This is a genomic window from Staphylococcus sp. mip270_02 (assembly GCF_054031535.1).
In genome coordinates, this window is the sequence record NZ_CM132934.1 from 1,876,457 (window position 1) to 1,897,048 (window position 20,592).

19 protein-coding genes and 1 riboswitch are annotated in these 20,592 nt (G+C 33.1%); of the genes, 6 read left to right on the top strand and 13 right to left on the bottom strand.

Annotation, left to right across the window (positions count from 1 at the left end; genetic code table 11):
* Nucleotides 1–503 precede the first annotated feature (503 nt).
* Nucleotides 504–2,012, top strand: a complete 1,509-nt coding sequence (locus tag ACW5YJ_RS08885) for a BCCT family transporter (protein WP_017724446.1) — start codon at nt 504–506, stop codon at nt 2,010–2,012.
* 290 nt (nt 2,013–2,302) lie between these two features.
* On the opposite strand, the gene ACW5YJ_RS08890 is transcribed toward ACW5YJ_RS08885, so the two are convergent.
* Genes ACW5YJ_RS08890 through ACW5YJ_RS08900 form a run of 3 tightly spaced genes read right to left on the bottom strand, consistent with a single transcriptional unit; the run spans nt 2,303 to nt 4,370 of the window.
* Complete coding sequence (locus ACW5YJ_RS08890; protein WP_017724445.1) at nt 2,303–3,433, bottom strand: toxic anion resistance protein; 1,131 nt, start codon at nt 3,431–3,433, stop codon at nt 2,303–2,305.
* Nucleotides 3,434–3,463: 30 nt separating this feature from the next.
* Nucleotides 3,464–4,087, bottom strand: coding sequence for a 5-bromo-4-chloroindolyl phosphate hydrolysis family protein (locus ACW5YJ_RS08895; RefSeq protein WP_017724444.1), 624 nt, complete (start codon nt 4,085–4,087; stop codon nt 3,464–3,466).
* A 13-nt stretch (nt 4,088–4,100) separates the two neighbouring features.
* Nucleotides 4,101–4,370 carry an acylphosphatase gene (locus ACW5YJ_RS08900; protein WP_017724443.1) on the bottom strand — a complete coding sequence of 90 codons (270 nt, stop codon included), beginning with the start codon at nt 4,368–4,370 and terminating at the stop codon, nt 4,101–4,103.
* A 360-nt stretch (nt 4,371–4,730) separates the two neighbouring features.
* Here ACW5YJ_RS08900 and msaA point away from each other — a divergent pair, with 360 nt between their 5' ends.
* Both msaA and cspA read left to right on the top strand, forming a co-directional pair.
* On the top strand, nt 4,731–5,039 hold the full coding sequence (msaA, locus tag ACW5YJ_RS08905; protein ID WP_017724442.1) for a regulatory protein MsaA: 309 nt from the start codon (nt 4,731–4,733) through the stop codon (nt 5,037–5,039).
* Nucleotides 5,040–5,221: 182 nt separating this feature from the next.
* Nucleotides 5,222–5,422, top strand: a complete 201-nt coding sequence (gene cspA, locus ACW5YJ_RS08910; protein ID WP_001831260.1) for a cold shock protein CspA — start codon at nt 5,222–5,224, stop codon at nt 5,420–5,422.
* Between the two features lie 246 nt (nt 5,423–5,668).
* Here the strand turns inward: cspA and lysA are convergent, their stop codons facing one another.
* The 10 genes from lysA to ACW5YJ_RS08960 form a co-directional block, all read right to left on the bottom strand.
* Complete coding sequence (gene lysA / locus ACW5YJ_RS08915; RefSeq protein ID WP_017724441.1) at nt 5,669–6,934, bottom strand: diaminopimelate decarboxylase; 1,266 nt, start codon at nt 6,932–6,934, stop codon at nt 5,669–5,671.
* A gap of 3 nt (nt 6,935–6,937) precedes the next feature.
* Nucleotides 6,938–8,011: an alanine racemase gene (locus tag ACW5YJ_RS08920; protein ID WP_017724440.1), complete on the bottom strand. Its 1,074-nt coding sequence runs from the start codon at nt 8,009–8,011 to the stop codon at nt 6,938–6,940.
* Nucleotides 8,008–9,165 carry a M20 metallopeptidase family protein gene (locus ACW5YJ_RS08925; RefSeq protein ID WP_017724439.1) on the bottom strand — a complete coding sequence of 386 codons (1,158 nt, stop codon included), beginning with the start codon at nt 9,163–9,165 and terminating at the stop codon, nt 8,008–8,010. The genes ACW5YJ_RS08920 and ACW5YJ_RS08925 overlap by 4 nt, the downstream gene beginning before the upstream one ends.
* Nucleotides 9,166–9,422: 257 nt before the next feature.
* Nucleotides 9,423–10,142: a 2,3,4,5-tetrahydropyridine-2,6-dicarboxylate N-acetyltransferase gene (dapD, locus tag ACW5YJ_RS08930; protein ID WP_017724438.1), complete on the bottom strand. Its 720-nt coding sequence runs from the start codon at nt 10,140–10,142 to the stop codon at nt 9,423–9,425.
* Nucleotides 10,143–10,164: 22 nt separating this feature from the next.
* Nucleotides 10,165–10,887, bottom strand: coding sequence for a 4-hydroxy-tetrahydrodipicolinate reductase (gene dapB, locus ACW5YJ_RS08935; protein ID WP_017724437.1), 723 nt, complete (start codon nt 10,885–10,887; stop codon nt 10,165–10,167).
* Nucleotides 10,884–11,771 (bottom strand): 4-hydroxy-tetrahydrodipicolinate synthase, encoded by an 888-nt coding sequence (dapA, locus tag ACW5YJ_RS08940; protein ID WP_017724436.1) that lies wholly within the window; start codon nt 11,769–11,771, stop codon nt 10,884–10,886. Before dapA ends, dapB begins: the two co-directional genes overlap by 4 nt.
* A 1-nt stretch (nt 11,772) precedes the next feature.
* Nucleotides 11,773–12,762, bottom strand: a complete 990-nt coding sequence (locus ACW5YJ_RS08945) for an aspartate-semialdehyde dehydrogenase (protein ID WP_107551997.1) — start codon at nt 12,760–12,762, stop codon at nt 11,773–11,775.
* Between the two features lie 50 nt (nt 12,763–12,812).
* Nucleotides 12,813–14,015 carry an aspartate kinase gene (locus ACW5YJ_RS08950; RefSeq protein WP_017724434.1) on the bottom strand — a complete coding sequence of 401 codons (1,203 nt, stop codon included), beginning with the start codon at nt 14,013–14,015 and terminating at the stop codon, nt 12,813–12,815.
* A gap of 89 nt (nt 14,016–14,104) precedes the next feature.
* Nucleotides 14,105–14,283: riboswitch (Lysine riboswitch) on the bottom strand.
* A 191-nt stretch (nt 14,284–14,474) separates the two neighbouring features.
* Nucleotides 14,475–15,305: an aldo/keto reductase gene (locus tag ACW5YJ_RS08955; protein ID WP_171914569.1), complete on the bottom strand. Its 831-nt coding sequence runs from the start codon at nt 15,303–15,305 to the stop codon at nt 14,475–14,477.
* A 186-nt stretch (nt 15,306–15,491) separates the two neighbouring features.
* On the bottom strand, nt 15,492–17,096 hold the full coding sequence (locus tag ACW5YJ_RS08960) for an ABC-F family ATP-binding cassette domain-containing protein (RefSeq protein WP_017724432.1): 1,605 nt from the start codon (nt 17,094–17,096) through the stop codon (nt 15,492–15,494).
* Nucleotides 17,097–17,239: 143 nt separating this feature from the next.
* On the opposite strand from ACW5YJ_RS08960, the gene ACW5YJ_RS08965 reads away from it, so the two are divergent.
* The 3 genes from ACW5YJ_RS08965 (at nt 17,240) to pstC (ending at nt 20,592) form a co-directional block, all read left to right on the top strand.
* Nucleotides 17,240–18,139 carry a CvfB family protein gene (locus ACW5YJ_RS08965; RefSeq protein ID WP_017724431.1) on the top strand — a complete coding sequence of 300 codons (900 nt, stop codon included), beginning with the start codon at nt 17,240–17,242 and terminating at the stop codon, nt 18,137–18,139.
* 437 nt (nt 18,140–18,576) lie between these two features.
* Nucleotides 18,577–19,530, top strand: coding sequence for a PstS family phosphate ABC transporter substrate-binding protein (locus ACW5YJ_RS08970; protein WP_017724430.1), 954 nt, complete (start codon nt 18,577–18,579; stop codon nt 19,528–19,530).
* 132 nt (nt 19,531–19,662) lie between these two features.
* Nucleotides 19,663–20,592, top strand: a complete 930-nt coding sequence (gene pstC, locus ACW5YJ_RS08975) for a phosphate ABC transporter permease subunit PstC (RefSeq protein WP_017724429.1) — start codon at nt 19,663–19,665, stop codon at nt 20,590–20,592.

Sequence of the window (20,592 nt, forward strand, 5' to 3'; positions counted from 1 at the left end):
ATTAATTCCCAATAATATATTGATTATAGTAAGTGATATATTTTACAATCATATTCATAAAACACGATGATTTGAAGAAAATAAATTTGAAAAGTCGATTTGATTAGTTATTAAAAATAAGCTATACTCTTTACTTCAAGTGTTTCGTCAAAGAGCAATATAAGAGTATTATGGTGATAGTCAATTTGTATTTTCATAAGTTCAAAATAGTGTATTTTATAGAATGTGACTTTTTAATATAGATAAAACAAGCTTAAATTAATTGTTTATGGTTTTCACATAAACAGTTACACCTCTCATATTATAGATTCATCTTTACTATTTAATGTCCTAATAAATCTCTTATTAAAATTATTAAAAATAGCATCATACACTCAATAATTATATTGGTCAGAACACGTATAATAGAGGGGTCGAATAATATTAAATATTCACAATGGAAAGATAAATTAGATTGGCCAGTATTTTTAATTAGCGGAGGCATCCTAGTTTTATTTGTACTGATGTCATCCGTTTTTACACAGGCAACTTCGAATTTAGTTCAGAAAGGTTTTCAAATCTCAATTACTTATTTCGGAGCTTTTTGGCAAATATTACTTCTTGCAACGTTTGCCGTAGGTGCGTTTTTAGCATTTTCAAAATATGGTCGTGTTCGACTAGGAAACGCTTCTAAACCAGAAATGGGTTATTTTAGGTGGGCTGCCATCGTAATTACTTCAGGCTTAGGCGCAGGAGCTATTTTTTGGGCTGCAGCAGAACCAATGTATTATTTTATAGATGTCCCACCAACAATGGATTCTGACATTAAAAATGGCAGTACTCAAGCCATACCAGCTGCTATGGCACAAAGTTTTACCTCTTGGGGCTTTACAGCGTGGGCAGTTTATGGAGCAATCAGTGGTATTATTATTATGTATGCACACTATAATAAACACTTAAAAATGCGTCCACGTACACTACTATATCCAATTTTTGGTAGTAAAATAGAAAAAAGTAAAATTGGATGGATTATAGATGTTTTTTGTATTTTAGGCGCTGTAGCTGGTACTATTGGTACAATTGGGTTCTTCGGTTTTCAATTTAGTTACTGGTTACATAGTATTTTTGGTATACCAGATAATATAATTACTCAAATATTATCTGTCACAGGCTTAATGGTTGTTGTGACCATTTCTGCTACTACTGGCATCGAGAAAGGCATACAATTTTTAAGCAAATTAAATGTATGGCTGGCACTAGCACTTGCAGCATTTATATTATTATTAGGTCCTGGGCACTTTATTATAGATACATTTATATCTTCATATGGTGTTTATATAACTCATTTTCTAGAAATTAGTACATTTAGAGGAAATGATAAATGGGCTGGCACGTGGATGTTGTTTTTCTTTGGTTGGTTTATAGGATATGGGCCTTTAATGGGAATGTTAGTTGCTCGTGTATCTAGAGGTCGTACAATTAGAGAAATATTTTTACTTGTATCTATAGTAGCTGCAGTAGTTTCTCATATATGGTTTTCTATTCTTGGTGGTAGTGGTCTATCTTATGAGATCAAAAATAGTGGTACAATTAGCGGGCCATTAACAGATAATGGATTACCTGCAGCAGTCATTTCAATTGCATCTCATTTGCCATTAGGTACTGTAATGGTAATTGTTTTATTATTGTTGACGTTAATATTTGTCATCACAACTGCTGATACGATGTCGTATTCAATTTCGATGTCTGTTACTGGAGAAGGTGATCCACCGAAAATGATAAGACTCTTTTGGGTTGTTATTATGGGTGTTATATCAATCATTTTAATAAATATAGGGGAAGGTAGTATCAATGCCATTCAATCGTTTATTATTGTTACAGCCGTTCCGATATCAATCATTATGCTGCCAGCAGTATGGACAGCACCAAAAATTGCACATAAATTAGCTATAGAACAAAACATAGCAGTGAATAAAGAAAAAGAAACTTCAAAAAACAATATTTTAACTGAAAAATCTTCTGATAACGATTAAACTTTTAGCATAGCAATGCCAGAACATATACTATAAGTGTTTAAGTTTAGTGCTAAAATAAAATCGAGTTAAAAGTAATCTTATATTAAATTCAAAAGAGCGTATCCATATATGAAAATGGATACGCTCTTTTTCTATAACAAATTAGTTTTTGGTATAGAAAGACAATAAGTGAAAATAACCTTATAACAAGATTTTTACTAGTTTATGTACTTTCCATAAAAAACCGGGACATCTATTTATATCCCGGAGTCATTTTTTATAACAAATATTTAATTAAACGCAAAAATTTATTTGTTTTGTTTCATATCTAAAAGTTGATTTTGTAATTCAGTTTCAAGTTGATTTAATTCGGACTCAGCTTGTTTACGTTTATTACGACCTTGTTCTTGAATCTGTAGTGTCTGTTCTATTGTTTCAATAATGTCATTTTGTGTTGTTTTTAGAGTCTCAATATCAACGACGCCACGTTCATTTTCAGTAGCAGTTGCTAGAGCATTTTGTTTCAGTAGTTCAGAGTTCTTTAATAATAAATCATTTGTCGTATCGGTAACAGCCTTTTGAGCAGTTACTGCATTTCGTTGTCTCATTAAAGTTAGTGCAATTGACATTTGATTTTTCCACAAAGGAATACTTGTGAGAATAGAACTTTGAATTTTTTCTGCTAAAGCTTGGTTAACATTTTGAATCATTCGTATTTGCGGCGCTGTTTGTATCGCAATTTGTCGAGATAGTTGTAAATCATAAATACGTTTATCTAATCGATCAATAAATTGTTCCATATCCGATGCAGCTTGCACATCCATCTGATTACCTGTTGATTTTGCCTGCGCTCTTAATTTAGGCACATCTTCTTGTTGCAGATCATGTTGTTTCTTTTTGGCTGCTTCAATATACAATGATAATTCATCAAAATAGTCTTTATTCATATTGTATAATTCATCTAACATATCTACATCTTTGACTAAGTTGTTTTTATGTTTATCTAACTCGATAGATATGCGATCTATTTGTGAACCAACCGATTGCATCTTTGAAAAAATTTCATTTACAGATGCCTTTGTTCTTCTAAAAATACGCTTTAATTTAGATTGATTTTCTGGATTCAATTCATCAGGGTTTACTGATTTCAGTTTACTCATTAGTCCATTCAACGATTCACCAACTGGTCCAACATCAGTTGTTTTAACTTCATTTAAAATACGGTGTGAGAATTGTGACATATGTGATTGAGCTTCCGTACCATAATTCAATAAGCCATCATGGTCCATGGGTTTTATTTTTTCACTCAACTCATTAATCTTTTGTTGGTCTTTTTGAGTATACTGGGTAGAATTCACGACTTCAGATTCACTTGAAGAATTTTCTTCTATATATTTATCTAATGGATGTGAATTTATATAGTCTTGTTCTCTTGCCATAAAATCTCTCTCCATTCTTGTTTTAATTTGCTACTTCTTATTCCGACTTTGTTCTATCTTGTTTAATTCCATCTCTATATCTAACTTACTATAATCCTCATCATTAATTCTTCTTAAATCAGCTACCAATGTTCTTTTAACTTCATCCAAAGTAATTCTTGTTTGTTCTAATTTTTGTTTTTCTTCTTTAGTCTTCTTAGGTGATTTTGACAACCTTGTATAAGCTTCAATTAAATTTAATGCATTATCAATATGCGAATAGAAGAAACTTTCGACTTTAAAAAATGAACTTGGTTGTTGTTTTACTGCATAAAATATAGCTCGAGATATCCGATAGATTTCATTTACTTGTCTAAAGTCTTTAATAGATCTGACATTTACAAATGATTTGAATATCCGTCTGATTTTATCCTGTGCATTATTTAATTGACTGTTTACAAAGTGATAATCTCGACGAGTTAGACCAATTTCATTTAAATATTTTCTAGAAGTTAATCGTTGAGTAGGGAAGTAAAACGTTATAAATGTTGCTATAGAAATCAACAAATCAAAAATAAAATAAATATCTAAGGCAAATATACTAACAAACCATGCGATAACTGCTGCTGGCAAAGCAATAATTGTCCCGAAAATACGAGAAATATTATATCTCAAACTTCATCTTCCTTTATATAGTTTTAAAATCTTTCAATGATTGCTCAATTTCTATCTCTTCAGTAGTAAAGTCCTCAACATGGGAGGCTGGGGAAGCACCTTCTGTAACTGCATTAATAAACTGTGTTAATGATTGCTCATCCCCTTGAGCATATATATCAACGTAATTATCTACATTTTCAACGGTACCAACAATATGATACTTTCGTGCTATTTTTTGGGTATAATAACGAAAACCTACACCTTGTACCATCCCAAATACTTTAATGTGTTTACGTTTCATAAAATCACCTCTTAATTAACATTATACGAAATTTAACGCTACAAAACTAATATTTAAGTTTATAAACTGATAGTTTATCGGCCAAAAGTATGAGTCAGATAACTTGATTTTGTATCTTAACTCGTTAAAATATTACACATAGACAAAAATTGTACGTCTCTAAATCAAAATAAGAACGTCTATATTTAGTTTTGTTTTATTTCTATTTATAAACATGGGGGATTTAATTTAGAGTATATGTGTGATCAAAATACATACATAGGTATAAGCACTTTGTTCTATAGGTCTAAATAGCGAGGTGCACATTCAGTTACACCAAAAAAGTAATTTGGGCTATATATGAAAGGGTGAAGATTTACAATGTGGACAGTTGCAAAAATTCGAGCTGATTATGAAGGCTGGTGGTTATTTAGTGACTGGACTGATCATATCGTAGAACAGTATGACTTCGAGACTTACGATGAAATGTTAAATTTTTATACATCATTAATTTTTAAAAGCAAAAATTCATTCGATAACTATTTAGTTGGAAAGCACAATATTCATGCGTTTTATAACAATTGTGAATTAGGATTTTGTGAAGATTGTGATGAAGATTTACAAATATTCTATAGTTTTATAGTTTTAAATGAAAATGAAGTTTATTTTAATTTGCCTATAATTGAATAAACAATTAATTAACGTTTGCCTTGCAATTCAACTGAAAATATCCTATAATATTAGTCAAGCAATTGTTTTATTCCATATTGCAAAGAATATTGTACTAACAGATTCATCCTGTTTCATTGTATTTTTTGTAATATGCGAATAACGCATATTGAATGAATATTAGTCTTGGAGGTTTCACATTTATGAAACAAGGTACAGTAAAATGGTTTAACGCTGAAAAAGGATTTGGTTTTATCGAAGTTGAAGGAGAAAACGATGTATTCGTACACTTCTCAGCAATTAACCAAGAAGGTTACAAATCATTAGAAGAAGGTCAATCAGTTGAATTTGAAGTAGTTGAAGGCGACCGCGGTCCTCAAGCTGCAAACGTTGTAAAACTATAATATAGATTGCAATATTGACTATGTAAAGAACCTTGTTAAAGGTTCTTTTTTTTATAGACCCCCTTGCGATGAGCTAGGGGGTCTTAATGCATGCATTCTCGCATGTGCTCCTTTGCTATGAATTGTCATATTGCTTAATTATGTTGGCTTAACGCATACATAAGTTGTATTATTTTATACCAGTATAAACTAAATAAAAAGTGGTTCCATCAGCCTAAAGGGAGGGTAGAACCACTTTTTTATAATTTATTTCGTATCATTAATGATTAATTGACGTAATGACTGACGTTTAATAACTTCTCTAGCTTTACCGTCTTTCAAGAAGAATACTGAAGGCTTCTGCATTTGATTATAGTTTGAAGCCATTGAATAATGATAAGCACCTGTAGATAAAACTGCTAAATAATCGCCACGTTTTAATGTGCTAGGTAATTTTGCATCTTTGATAATAATGTCACCAGACTCACATAATTTTCCTGCAATCGTAACTGTTTCATCTTTAGGATCATTTCTATTAACAAGTAGGGCTTCATATTGTGCATCGTATAATGACGTTCTAATATGATCACTCATACCTCCATCAATAGAAACGTATTTATTAACATTAGGGATTTCTTTAATTGTTCCAACTTCGTATAAAGTGATACCAGCTTCACCTACAATTGAACGCCCAGGTTCAATACCGATTTCAGGAATAGGGTAACTAGCTTCTTCAGCAATCGATTTAACCGCAGTAGCAATTTCCTCAATACCTTCTTCAATAGGAAAACTTATATCTCCTTCAACATATTTAATACTGAAGCCACCGCCAAGATTTATTAGCTCTACTTCAATATCATTTTCTTTCAACCAATGAACTACAAGTTTTGTAGTCTCAATCATTGCTTCAGTACCTTCAATTTGGGAACCTACATGAAAATGAACACCTTTAAGTTTTAAATATTTTGAAGTTTTAACTTTCTGTACACCTTGAATAGCTAAACCATGTTTGATAGATAAACCGAATTTACTATCTTCTTGTCCAGTTTGAATAAATTCATGCGTATGCGCTTCAACTCCTGGGTTTAATCTAATAACTACATTCACTTCTTCATTTGCGTAACGGTCAATAAGATCAATTTCTTCCAATGAATCTATAACGATATAGCCAACTTTGCTTTCTAAAGCATATCGAATTTCATGTTTCGTCTTATTATTTCCGTGAAAGTGGATATGTTGTGGGTCAAATCCAGCTTCTAAAGCCGTGTATAGCTCACCCTCAGAGACAACATCTAATTCAAGATTTTCTTCTTGAACCAATTTAACCATTTGTAAACAAGTAAATGCTTTAGATGCATATGAAACATTATAATTTAATCCACTTTTTTTAAAGGCTTCATGAAAACGTCTCATTTGATTTCTAATTTGTACTTCATCATAGACAATTGTAGGCGTCCCAAAACTTTGCGCTATAGTTTTAAGACTTGTTCCTCCCATTGTAAGTTCGCCACTATCATTATATTCTACTACCATAATTTATCTATACTCCTTTATTAGTGAGTCATGATTCATTGCACTCAGTTGTTCTGAATTGGCACCGACACCTTTAAACGTATATTCATCAACACGTATATCATTATTATATAATATAACTTCATCTCGTGCATTTACACTATCATCGACTTCTACAAACATATGACTCATCATCAACGCACGTATAGGGAAACGTTTACCGTTTATCATTGCTTCATGCTTCGCTCTTGATTTAAGAATGCCATCACCATAACCAATATCAACTACTGCTAGTTTAGTCTGATCTTTTGTTGCTTCAAATGCAAAACTATAACCACAGTAATCACCTTGATTTACTTCTCTTATTTGAATGATATTGCCTTTAACCGTTAATGATTGTTGAATGACTGTTTCGTCTATCGTACTATATGGTCTTGATCCGTACAAAGCAATACCTACACGTGCATGTGTATGATTAGGAAATATACCTTCTTCTCTATAATAACTTGCACTATTTTGAGCATGAATCATATCAAATTGGTAGTTTTCAGCTAATAATGCTTCTACAATATCTAACCAAGCTTCACGTTCAATTTTATAATCAGTCACATCAAATTCATCTGCATAACCAAAATGGGTCCACAAACCCACAATATTCATTTTATTTGTATTTTGATTTTGCTCATGATGTGAAAGTAGTTCTTTGATTTCAGCTATCGTCTTCATTCCTGAACGATGTAATAAGTTCTCATATTCCACATGTACTTGTATATCATATAGTTCATTAAAATTCTCATAATAAAATGATAGGGAAGGTAAAGTCATTTGTATGTTATAAGCACGTACTTTATCAAATTCATAGACAGCATTCATTAAAAAAATAGTAGCATCTGGAGCTAGTTTACGAACCCGTATAGCTTCTCTTAATGAAGTCGTGCTAAATGTATTAATACCTATTGCCAAAAATTGTGTTACTGCAAATTCTAATCCATAATGATATGCATTATTTTTAACGACTGCCATCAATTGGTTGTCTTGTTTTACATTTTCAGCGTTTTTTCGAAATTTTGCTGTATCCACAGACCAAATAGCTGTCATTTTACGCGCACCTCACTGTAAGAATTTAATATTTGTTCATAATAATCAGCAATTCTAATAAGCATATGTTCATTAAAATTCAAATGAGAAGTATGTAACCCCGTAACAAATCCTTTGGATTCATCACGTACACCTACAAAAACAAAATAACTTGGAGCTAGTTGACTATAAAAACTAAAATCTTCTCCAAATAAATATGGTGTAGGTTTATCAATCACTTCAAATTTCGCATTTCTCAAACCAGTTTCTACACGTTTACGCAAATTCGGATCATTATAAGTAGGGGGATAACCTTCTTCAAATTTCACTTCACAGTCGACATTGAATAATAATTTCACACTTTCTGCAATTTTAGCCATTTGTTGCTTAATTATTTCTAAATCATTAACATCATAAGTGCGAATAGTACCTTCTAAATATCCATGACTAGGTACCGTATTAATAGCTTCTCCAGCTTCAAAATGACCCATATGAACTATATTTCGTTTCAAACCATTCAAATGATATTGTTGAATTTGACCAACTTGACCCAGTACATGTTGCAATGCTTCTCCACAAGAATATCCTTGCTCTTTATCTGCTACATGACTTGATAGACCATTTAAATAAAATCTATATTCTGTAGCACTTGCAGTAATTTCTTCATCTCTAATGACAACACGACCTTCATTTTCAAATGGCATCACATGGACACCAAACACAGCTTCAATAGGGTAATGACTAAATGCACCAGCTCTAATTAGTCGATTGGCGCCACCACCTGTTTCTTCAGCAGGTTGAAAGATAAAGACAACATTTTGAGGAAGTTCACCACGATCAGCTATGATTTTACAACGTTTAACAAAGAGCATTAACGCCGTTGTATGTCCATCATGCCCACATGCATGCATTACATTATCCGTTTTACTTTTAAAATCTATATCATTTTCTTCAAAGATTGGCAACGCATCGATATCTGCTCGATAAGCAATTGTGTGTTCGCCATTACCAGGTAAGTACGCAATAACCCCTGTTTCAAGGGGTCTTTGATATTCGACTCCCAATTCTTCTAAAAAGTTAGCAATATATTCAGTTGTTTCATATTCATGTAAGCTCAACTCTGGATGTTGATGCAAGTAACGTCTATGTGTTGTAACAAATTCTAACTCATTCATCAAAATCAAATCCTTTTAGTTAAAGTTATATTTATACTCTATTTCGTTCTTACAAGTCTATTATGTATCATTCTATATTATAAAAATGAGGAGGTAAGACGACCTTGTTATAAATGAAATTACTATCACATATAACAAGTTGAGACATTATAATAAATTTTACGCAGTCTCGTCTAAACCTCCCATTTTGCTATTTCAACATTTAATTAAATTTCATCAGTATGTTTTCATTTGCAATTAATATCTTTTATTTTAATTTAGTCATTTAATTTTCTTAACGCTGAAACAATCTCGCGTTTTGAATCTTCAACTTCGCTTGTTTGTTTAATGACTTTTGCAGGAGTACCAGCTACTACAGAACCTTCAGGTACATCTTGTGTTACGATTGCGCCAGCCGCAACAATAGAACCTTTACCAACACGAACACCTTCAAGAATTACTGCATTTGCACCAATTAACACATCATCTTCAATGACTACTGGTGAGGCGCTTGGCGGCTCTATTACTCCTGCTAATACTGCACCAGCTCCAACATGGACATTTTTACCAGTAGTAGCACGTCCACCAAGCGTTGCATTCATATCTACCATAGTACCTTCACCAACTACAGCTCCAATATTAATTGTAGCACCCATCATGATTACTGCACCATCTTCAATAATCGCTTGTTCGCGAATAAAAGCGCCAGGTTCAATTCGTGCATTCGTGTTTGTTAAGTCTTTCAACGGAATTGCAGAGTTGCGACGATCCATTTCAACTTCTAATTGATCAATACTTGATTGGTTGCTTTCGTAAAATTGTTTCCAGTCATCAGCTTCACAAAAGATTACTTTTGAATCAGCGGAACCAAAGACTTTAAAACTTTCAGGAAAGTTCACATTTTCAAATTTCCCATTTACATAGACTTTTAGTGGTGTGGATTTTTTTGCATCACTAATAAATTGAATAATTTCTTCTGCCGTTAAATGTTGTACCATAATTAAATACGCTCCTTAGGGTTTATAGATTGTCAAATGTATAATAGTCATTTGCTTTATTGATTAATTTTTCTGCTGCGCCAATTGCACCATTGGCAAAAATATCTTTAGACTGTGCACGATGTGTTATTTCAATCGTTTCATCAGTACCAGCAAAAAGTATATCATGTTGTCCTACGATAGTACCTCCACGAATTGAATGAACTCCAATTTCATCTTGAGTACGCTTTTCATTGTTTTCATGTCTATCATAAACTGGTGTAGATTGTGTACGTAATGATTCAATCACATCGTAAAGTTTAACTAGCGTACCGCTTGGTGCGTCAACTTTTTTATTATGGTGAGCTTCTGTAAGCTCAATATCAAAGTCTTCTAGTAATGGCACAGCAGCTTCTAAAATTTTAGTTAGTGCGTGAACGCCATAACTCATGTTTGCACTGAAAAATACAGGCATACGATTACTTAGTTCTTTTAGTTTATTAATAATTGTATCTTTTTCACCAGTGGTCGCAATTACCAATGGTAAAGTGAAATCTTCTTCTAATAGAGGCAATAATAATTCAGGGTTTGAAAAATCAATAGCAACGTCTGCGTCTGTAACATCCGCAATATGTTGATAAGTAGGGTAAGGGTAGTCTTTAGTTTCATTTCTTACAATTACCCCTACAATTTCATGTCCCTTTTCTTCAGCTAGTCTAGCAACACGTTGGTTCATTGCGCCATAGCCAATAAGTACTACTTTCATGCTTTTTCACCTGCTTTAAAATTTTCATAAGCTTGTTCTAATGTTTCACGTTCACTGTCTTCAAGTGGAACTAATGGTAAACGGACTTCATAATTTCCAAATCCTTCCACTGCTGTTAATACTTTTACTGGAATAGGGTTTACATCTACTGATAGGGCATCAAGCAATGTTTGAATTGGTTGAAATTGCATTTCAATATTTTCCCCATTTTGTTTAGCGTCGTATAGCGCTTGGAATGATTTCGGAATCACATTTGCAACAACTGAAATCACACCGTGACCATCTTTATTAAAATATTCAACCACATTATCGTCATTCCCACTATATAATGCAAAGTCATCTAGGTTAAGGCGTTGTTTTAAATCGTCTAAATAATCAAAATCATTTGTTGCATCTTTTAGTGCGACGATATATTCATTTTGACTTAAAGTTTCGACAGTTTCAGCTTCAATTGTCATATTCGTGCGAGAAGGAACATTATATAAAACGACTGGTAATTTAACTGCATCAGCAATTGTCGTAAAATGTGCAATTAAACCACGTTGGTTCGTTTTATTATAGTAGGGCGTAATCAACATGATTGCATCTGCACCTAATTCTCTAGCACGTACTGAGGCTTGAATAGATTTTTGGGTATTATTAGTACCTGTCCCTGCAATTACCGGTACTCGACCATCTACATGATTAATGACACTTTCTAATATTTGATCTTTCTCATCATCAGTAAGTGTAGGGTTTTCTGCAGTAGTACCATTGACTACAATAGATTTCGTATCGTTCTCTATTAAATAATCAACGTGTCTTCTAATGGCTTCATAGTCAACTTCATTGTGTGTGAATGGCGTTGCTAAAGCTACACCAACACCTTCAAAAATGTGTCCCATGTTATTTAACTCCTTTCAAGCTCATCACTTGTTCAAGAATTTGTACTGCATTTAATGCTGCACCTTTCAATAAGTTATCAGAAGTACACCAAACGTGGAATGTATTATCTAAACTATCATCACGTCGAATACGTCCTACAAAAATTTCATCTTTATTAGTAGAGTGTATCGCTAATGGATATTCATTATTCTGTGGATTATCTACAAGTACAACACGATCATCATTTTCAAATAATGCTTGTATTGCTTCAACTGTCGCTTCTTTTTCTAATGTTACACTCATGTGAACGCTGTGACTATCTTGTACTGGTACACGAACACATGTCGCTGTAACTTTTAAATCATCCGCATTTAAGATTTTACGTGTTTCATCAATCATTTTTTGTTCTTCTTTTGTATACCCGTCTTCTAGGAAACTATCTATATGTGGCAACACATTATTATAAATTGGATGTGGGTAAGCTTCAGGCGCTTTGCCATTTGCACCTTCTGCTAAATCTGCCTTACCTTTAACTCCAGATCCAGATACTGCTTGATAAGTTGTGTATGCTACGCGTTTCAAACCATAAGTTTCTTGTAATGGTTTAAGTGGCACAACTGATTGAATCGTAGAGCAGTTAGGATTCGCAATAATCTTTCTATCCAATTTAGGTTCATTCACTTCTGGTACGATTAAATCGATACCTTCAGTCATTCTCCATTGGCTGGAGTTATCAATAACAATAGCACCTGCTTCTTCAAAGATAGGTGAGAAATGCTCACTAGTACTACCACCTGCGCTCATCAATACATAATCAAATGATTCTTTAGCCGCATCTTCAGTTAACTCTCTAACTGTATACGTTTGACCTTGGAATTCTACTTGTTGGCCAGCTGAACGTGCTGATGAAAACAGCACCAATTCATCAAAAGGAATCTCTTTTCTATCAATAGTTTCTAACATTTTTCTTCCTACTAAACCAGTTGCACCTGCAATTGCTAATCTTGTCATATACAATACACTCCAATGTTATTTTTTAATAGTAATATAATTTTGAAAATTCAGATATCAAAGGTTTGATAAAGGGTTTGAACAGCTCTTTCGCCATTCATAGCATCAATAACACATGAAATACTAATTTCTGAAGTTGTTGTTTGATAAAATGAAATATCATTTTCAATCAATGTTTTGAATGCTTTTGAAGCTACGCCCGACATGTCTCTCATGCCAGAACCAATTAGAGAGAGTTTAACGTAATCTTCATTTATCTTAAAGTCTAACGCACTAAATGATTCTTTTAAAGACTCTAAAATCGTAGAAATTTGTATGACATCTGTATCTTTAATCGTGAACGACATTTGTAATCCTTCCAAATTAACGATTTGTGATATCATATCAACATTAACGGAACCATCTTCTAAATGGTTGAATAACGCAGTTAATAATTTGTTATCGGGTAGAGGATAACTAATAGTAACGTGCATCATATGCGTATCTAATGCAACGCCTGTAACGGCTTTTCTTTCTAATATTTCAGTTTGGGGCATAATCCATGTTCCTTTCACATTTGATAAAGTTCTTCCTAAGTAAAGTGGAATACTGTAATTGTTTGCCAATTCTACACTTCTTGTTTCAAGCACACCTGCGCCTAAAGCACTCATCTCCATCATTTCTTCATAAGAGACATAGTCTAAACGTTTAGCGTCCTTGTAAAGTCTTGGATCTGTTGCATAAACACCATCAACATCTGTATATATTTCGCATGCTGTGTTATTGCTTGCTGCTAATGCGACTGCTGTAGTATCTGATCCACCACGACCTAATGTAGTTACTTCAAAGTTATCATTAATACCTTGAAAACCTGCTATGACTAAAATGTCATTTTCGGTAAATGATTGCTCGAACGTCTCAGGATCAATTTCTGCTATACGACTCTTCAAATGATGTCCAACGGTTTTAATTCCTGCTTGATAGCCAGTCATGGCTTTGGCGTTAATACCAATATCATTTAAAACCATCGATAAATAAGAAACTGTTTGTTGCTCTCCTGTGGTAAGTAAGAGGGCAAGTTCTTGATCTTTAGGACTACTAGTTAAAGTCGAAACATTTGCCATTAGTTCATCTGTTGTTTTACCCATAGCGCTTACAACCACAATTAATTGTTCACCTTGTTCAACTCTTAATCTAAGCATTTCGGCAATATTTTTTATTTTAGTAAAATCACTTACTGAAGAACCTCCAAATTTCAAAACACTTCTTTTCAATTTCTATATCCTCCTCAACGAATAGGGGAGAATCACAGTATTATAAAAAAAGAACAAGTTCGGAATGCGAACCTGTTCTATAATATATATACAAGTGATGCACTCCATTATTTTAAAATAATGACAGACTCTTAGCTCTTAACCATAAAGTCCAACGTGTTATAAGCTGCTATTATAACTGTTTCGGCATCTCACCCTTTCAAAATTAGCTGCTAGCAGGCAGGTTCTTCTAATAATTACTAATGATTGATGCGCCTCATCAAAACCATATTTAATTTTTTGTTTATGATACACATTATACATAGGCATGCATATACTGTAAACCGCTTTTACAAAGTTTTTTTAATTTACTGAAAAATTCAATACTTTATAAATCTTTTTTGCAACTTATGTGTAAAAAGTGTTGTGAATCAATTCATATTCCCAATTTTAAATTATAATAAGGGAAATTACAGTGGATTAAAATTCTTCATATACTGCCGGATCTTGTCCTTTTAATCTGCCGTCTTTTTGAGTTAATGCATTTATTTTTTCTATATCATCATGCTCTAATGTAAAATCAAAAACATCTTTATTTTGAATTTGTCTAGCAATAGAAGTTGCTTTTGGAATGGGTACTACACCATTTTGAATGTGCCATCTCAAAATAATTTGAGGAATAGTTTTATCATATTTTTCTGCTATCACTTCAATATCCTTATCATTTATAACTTCTGAAGCACGACCAAGAGGGCTCCATGCTTGCGTGATAATTCCTTTTTCATTATGATATCTAATCATATATTGTTGGTTAAAATAAGGATGTAATTCTATTTGGTTAACCGAAGGAAGGATTCCTGTTTCTTGTTCTAACGTTTCAATGTGTTCAGGCAAGAAATTACATACACCGATAGATTTAATTAACCCAGCATTACGAGCATCAATCATCGCTTGCCAAGCTTCAACAAATTTACCATGTCTTGGATTTGGCCAATGTATTAAGTATAAATCTATATATTCCACATTCAGACGATAAATCGATTCTTGAATTGCAACCATTGCCGCATTGTAGTCTTGATAACGTCCAGGAAGTTTAGAAGTTACAATAATTTGGTCTCTTGAGACATGACTTTGTTCAATCGCTTTACCAACGGTACCTTCATTCTCATAATTATATGCAGTATCTAATAAACGATAACCTTGATTTAACGCGCTAACAATCGCATGCATACCTGATGCACCGTTTAACTTATATGTACCAAATCCTATTTGGGATATTATCTTGCCGTCAATCATATCTAAATTTTGCATTTTCAAATTCCTCCTAGCTTAAACTTATAATGATTATATAATTCTTGAAAAGCATTTCAAAGTAATTGGCCCTTACAACATTTGTTTTACAATCATCAAAAGGGGAGTAATAAAAAAGTCTGCCAGATTATAAACTGGCAGACAAATATATTTTCATATTTTTAATTATTATTAAACAATCATTAATTATTTCGTTAATACACCAGTTTCTTCTAAATAAGCTTGGTATGATATCTCTTTAGATACAGCTCCAGCTGGATTTAAGTCGATTACACGATTTGCGATTGTATTGATAAATTCAAAGTCATATGAAGTAAAAATAAGAGAACCTTTAAAGTTCTTCAAGCCATCATTTACAGCAGTGATACTTTCTAAGTCTAAGTGGTTCGTAGGCTCATCAAGTAATAATACGTTTGCGCTTGATAACATCATTTTACTTAGCATACAACGCACTTTTTCTCCACCTGATAATACACTTGCTTTTTTCTTAACTTCTTCACCACTAAATAACATACGACCTAAGAAACCACGTAAGAACGTTTCAGTTTGTTCATCCTCAGGTGCGTATTGGCGTAACCAATCGACAAGATTCATGTCAACACCTTCAAAGAATTCTGAGTTATCTTTAGGGAAGTAGCTGCGAGATGTAGTAACACCCCATCTTACAGTACCTTCATCAGGTTCCATTTCCCCAGCTAGTATTTTCAGTAATGTTGATTTAGCAAATTCACTATCTCCAATTAATACAGCTTTATCATTTGGATCCATTGTAAATGAAATGTTATCAAGAACTTTAACACCATCAATTGATTTTGATAGGTTTTCTACAAATAATAAGTCGTTACCAATTTCACGTTCTGGCGTGAATTTTACAAATGGATAACGGCGCGAAGAAGGTTGAATATCATCGAGTTCAATTTTCTCTAATTGCTTTTTACGGCTTGTAGCTTGTTTAGATTTAGATGCGTTTGCAGAGAAACGCGCAACAAATTCTTGTAGCTCTTTAATTTTTTCTTCTTTTTTCTTATTTTGATCTTGGGCCATTTTCATAGCTAATTCACTTGACTGATACCAGAAATCATAGTTACCTACATAAACTTTGATTTTACCATAATCTAAATCAGCAATATGAGTACACACATTATTTAAAAAGTGTCTATCATGTGATACGACAATAACAGTGTTATCAAAATTGATAAGAAAATCTTCTAACCAACTTATAGCTGGAATATCTAGTCCGTTGGTCGGCTCATCTAGTAATAGTACATCTGGCTGACCAAAGAGGCTTTGTGCTAATAACACTTTAACTTTTTGGTTATTTTCTAATTCTGACATCGTTTTGTCTTGCAAGTCTGCTTTAATACCAAGACCAGAAAGTAGGGAACCAGCATCTGCTTCTGCATTCCAACCATCCATTTCTGCGAATTCACCTTCAAGTTCAGCAGCTCTGATACCGTCTTCATCACTGAAATCTGGTTTCATATAAATTTCATCTTTTTCTTTCATTACTTCATATAAACGTTCGTGACCTTTAATAACAACGTCTAAAACACGTTCATCTTCAAAGGCGAAGTGATCTTGTTTCAACACTGCTAAACGTTCATTTTTACCCATTGAAACATGGCCAGTTTGAGCGTCTAATTCACCGGATAAAATCTTCAAGAATGTTGACTTACCAGCTCCATTTGCCCCAATCAAACCATAGCAATTGCCATCTGTAAATTTAATATTTACATCTTCGAATAATTTACGATCGCCAAATCGTAAACTTACATCAGTAACTTGTAACATGCATTTACTCCTTTTCGTTAATCTACCGGACAAATTATAACACACTTAGCTTGTACTTTCGACCATTCTCGCTATACTGATGCTTGTTTCCTTATAGCATGTTATAATAAGAAAGAATAAATTTATGTACGAAGGAGAAAAGTATGGCCCAAGATGAAAAAGATATAGTAGGTTCAATAGAATTTCTTGAAGTTGTTGGCATAGAAGGCTCAACATACCAATTAAAAGGACCAAATGGCGAGGATGTAAAACTAAACCAATCTGAAATTAACGAAGAAGATGAATTACAAATAGGAGAAGAATATAGTTTCTTCATCTATCCAAACAGATCAGGAGCATTATTTGCCACACAAAATATGCCTGATATCACAACAGATAAGTATGCTTTTGTTAAAGTAATTAAAACAGACCGCGATGGTGCGCATGTAGATGTCGGTTTACCGAGAGAGGTATTAATTCCTTGGGTAGACTTACCAAAAGTAAAAGAAGTATGGCCAATACAAGGTGATGAGTTATTTGTTACTTTACGTGTGGACAGAGACAACAATATGTTTGCGCGATTAGCGACTGAAACTATTGTCGAACAAATGTACACCCCTTCATTTGAAAATGAAAAGCAAAACCAAGTTATCGAAGCTAGACCATATCGTCTATTAAGAATTGGTAGTTTCTTACTATCTAAAGATGGATATAAAATATTTGTTCATGAATCTGAACGTAAAGCAGAACCACGTCTTGGTGAAAATGTAAAAGTACGTATTATTGGCCAAAATGATAAAGGTGAATTAAACGGGTCATTTTTACCATTAGCTCACGAAAGATTAGATGATGATGGGCAACGCATTTTTGATTTACTTGTAGAATATAATGGGGAACTACCATTTTCGGATAAATCAAGTCCTGAAGCCATTAAAGAAATATTTAACATGAGCAAAGGGTCCTTTAAAAGAGCAATTGGTCATCTTTACAAAAATAAAATTATTAACATTGAAAGTGGTAAAATAGCTTTGACTCAAAAGGGCTGGGACCGAGTAGAAAAATAGTCCACGAAGTTAAATGTAAAAAACTATTTACAACCAATAGTATGATAATACAGAAATAAAATATGATTAAATCAAATTATTCTTTATAGAAACCTCTATTATGTTTTTGTAAAAACTTTAAAACGTCATATAGAAATACACGTTATAACCTGAAAACACTACGGTAATGTAGTTGTTTTCAGGTTTTTTTAGTTTTTATATTACAAACCCTGAATTTTTGTAATATATCACTCACATTATAAACACTGCTACCAAAGCATTTTTAGTACTAATACACATTATCATATGCAATATATAAACATTGTAAATAACAAAAATGTTTTCTTAACGAAACATTTACACTAACTATATTTCTATTTAATAAACATTATGTAGTATAGGAACTGTAATAAATACATATAACTTTTGGGTTATTCACTTATTAGGAGGATGTTTCAATGAAAAAATGGCAATTATTTGGTACTACAGCAATCGGCGCTTCACTTTTATTAGGTGCTTGTGGTGGCGGTAACGCAAACTCAGGTAAAGGCGAAGGAGAAGTAAAGGGCGATGGCTCTTCTACAGTAGGTCCAATCATTGAAAAACTAAATGAAAAATTTGCTAAAGATAATTCAGATGTAACAGTTTCTTCTGGTACTTCAGGAACAGGTGGTGGCTTTGAGAAATTCATAGCGGGGAATACTGATTTTTCAAATGCTTCTAGACCAATCAAAGATGAAGAAAAGAAAAAACTAGATGATAAAGGCATTAAATATGATGAATTCAAAATTGCTCAAGATGGTGTAACGATTACAGTAAACAAAGATAATGATTTCGTTGATGAACTTACAAAAGAACAACTTAAAAAAATCTACTCAGGCGAAGCAAAAACTTGGAAAGATGTTAATTCAGAATGGCCATCAAAAGAAATCAAAGCTTTCTCACCTGACCAATCACATGGTACTTATGACTTCTTTACCGAAGAAGTAATGGATAAAGGGGATATCAAGGCTGAGAAAAACGCTGATACAAACGTAATAGTACAATCAGTTCAAAACAATGAAAATGGTGTTGGTTACTTTGGTTACAACTTCTACGAACAAAACAAAGATAAATTAAAAGAAGTTAAAGTTAAAGATGATGAAGGTAAAACTACTGAGCCAACTAAGAAAACAATACAAGATGGTTCTTATGCTTTAAGTAGACCATTATACATTTACACAAATGAGAAAAAACTAAAAGATAATGAAGGATTCCAAGACTTTATGAAATTTGTACTTGAAGACAAAGGTAAATCAGCTGAAGATGCAGGTTTCGTAGCATTACCTGAAAAAGATTACAAAGAACAACAAGATAAATTAAAAGATATTATTGGTAAAGAAAGTAAAGACAGCAAAAAAGAAGAAAAATAATTTTTAATTAGATCGTTAAGGGTTGGGATTCTGGAATGGACACAAAGTAAACTTTGTACACTACTTTGTCATCACACTTCCAGTCCCAACTTTTTTAAATAATTGGGAGTTTACAAGAAGGAAGGAATTCACATGGCGAATAATAACCTCTCCGTAAGTGAAATGATAGCAAGAAATAATGCTAAAAAGAATGGTACGAGTGATAAAATTGCACCAATAATTTTAGGCATTATTGCAGTTTTCTCTATTTTAGCAACAATTGGCATTATCGTAACACTGTTAACAGAAACAATCACATTTTTTACACGCGTTTCATTAGCAGACTTTTTCCTTACAATGGAATGGAATCCGTTTTCATCAACACCTAAATATGGCATTTGGGCTTTAATCTTAGGAACGCTAAAAATTACAGCCATCGCTACCGTTGTTGCAGTACCGCTTGGTTTAGGTGCAGCATTATATTTAAGTGAATATGCTTCAAATAGAGCAAGAAGCATTATTAAACCAATATTAGAAATACTTTCTGGTATCCCGACAATCGTATTTGGTTTCTTTGCCTTAACTTTTGTTACACCTTTATTACGTTCTATATTTCCGGAATTAGGCAGTTTCAACTCAATAAGTCCAGGATTAGTCGTAGGGGTTATGATCATACCATTAATCTCAAGCATGAGCGAAGATGCGATGTCTTCTGTTCCAAACAAAATGCGTGAAGGTGCATTAGGTCTAGGCGCAACAAAATTCGAAGTCGCAACTAAAGTAGTGTTACCAGCAGCTACATCGGGTATCATGGCATCAATTGTTTTAGCTATATCACGTGCTATAGGCGAAACAATGATTGTGTCTCTTGCAGCCGGTAGTACACCAACTGCTTCTTTGGATTTAACTGGTTCTATTCAAACAATGACTGGTTATATCGTACAAGTAGCTACAGGGGACGCAACATTTGGATCAGATATTTATTATAGTATATACGCTGTAGGCTTCACATTATTTATTTTCACTTTAGTCATGAACTTATTATCACATTGGATCACAAAACGTTTCAGAGAGGAGTATTAA

Bases quoted from the DNA above. Each gene is read 5' to 3' on its own strand.
- ACW5YJ_RS08885 (WP_017724446.1), top strand. From the start codon at position 504: ATGTCATCCGTTTTTACACAGGCAACTTCGAATTTAGTTCAGAAAGGT.
- ACW5YJ_RS08890 (WP_017724445.1), bottom strand. From the start codon at position 3,433: ATGGCAAGAGAACAAGACTATATAAATTCACATCCATTAGATAAATAT.
- ACW5YJ_RS08900 (WP_017724443.1), bottom strand. From the start codon at position 4,370: ATGAAACGTAAACACATTAAAGTATTTGGGATGGTACAAGGTGTAGGT.
- msaA (WP_017724442.1), top strand. From the start codon at position 4,731: ATGTGGACAGTTGCAAAAATTCGAGCTGATTATGAAGGCTGGTGGTTA.
- cspA (WP_001831260.1), top strand. From the start codon at position 5,222: ATGAAACAAGGTACAGTAAAATGGTTTAACGCTGAAAAAGGATTTGGT.
- lysA (WP_017724441.1), bottom strand. From the start codon at position 6,934: ATGGTAGTAGAATATAATGATAGTGGCGAACTTACAATGGGAGGAACA.
- ACW5YJ_RS08920 (WP_017724440.1), bottom strand. From the start codon at position 8,011: ATGACAGCTATTTGGTCTGTGGATACAGCAAAATTTCGAAAAAACGCT.
- ACW5YJ_RS08925 (WP_017724439.1), bottom strand. From the start codon at position 9,165: ATGAATGAGTTAGAATTTGTTACAACACATAGACGTTACTTGCATCAA.
- dapD (WP_017724438.1), bottom strand. From the start codon at position 10,142: ATGGTACAACATTTAACGGCAGAAGAAATTATTCAATTTATTAGTGAT.
- dapB (WP_017724437.1), bottom strand. From the start codon at position 10,887: ATGAAAGTAGTACTTATTGGCTATGGCGCAATGAACCAACGTGTTGCT.
- dapA (WP_017724436.1), bottom strand. From the start codon at position 11,771: ATGGGACACATTTTTGAAGGTGTTGGTGTAGCTTTAGCAACGCCATTC.
- ACW5YJ_RS08945 (WP_107551997.1), bottom strand. From the start codon at position 12,762: ATGACAAGATTAGCAATTGCAGGTGCAACTGGTTTAGTAGGAAGAAAA.
- ACW5YJ_RS08955 (WP_171914569.1), bottom strand. From the start codon at position 15,305: ATGCAAAATTTAGATATGATTGACGGCAAGATAATATCCCAAATAGGA.
- ACW5YJ_RS08960 (WP_017724432.1), bottom strand. From the start codon at position 17,096: ATGTTACAAGTTACTGATGTAAGTTTACGATTTGGCGATCGTAAATTA.
- ACW5YJ_RS08965 (WP_017724431.1), top strand. From the start codon at position 17,240: ATGGCCCAAGATGAAAAAGATATAGTAGGTTCAATAGAATTTCTTGAA.
- ACW5YJ_RS08970 (WP_017724430.1), top strand. From the start codon at position 18,577: ATGAAAAAATGGCAATTATTTGGTACTACAGCAATCGGCGCTTCACTT.
- pstC (WP_017724429.1), top strand. From the start codon at position 19,663: ATGGCGAATAATAACCTCTCCGTAAGTGAAATGATAGCAAGAAATAAT.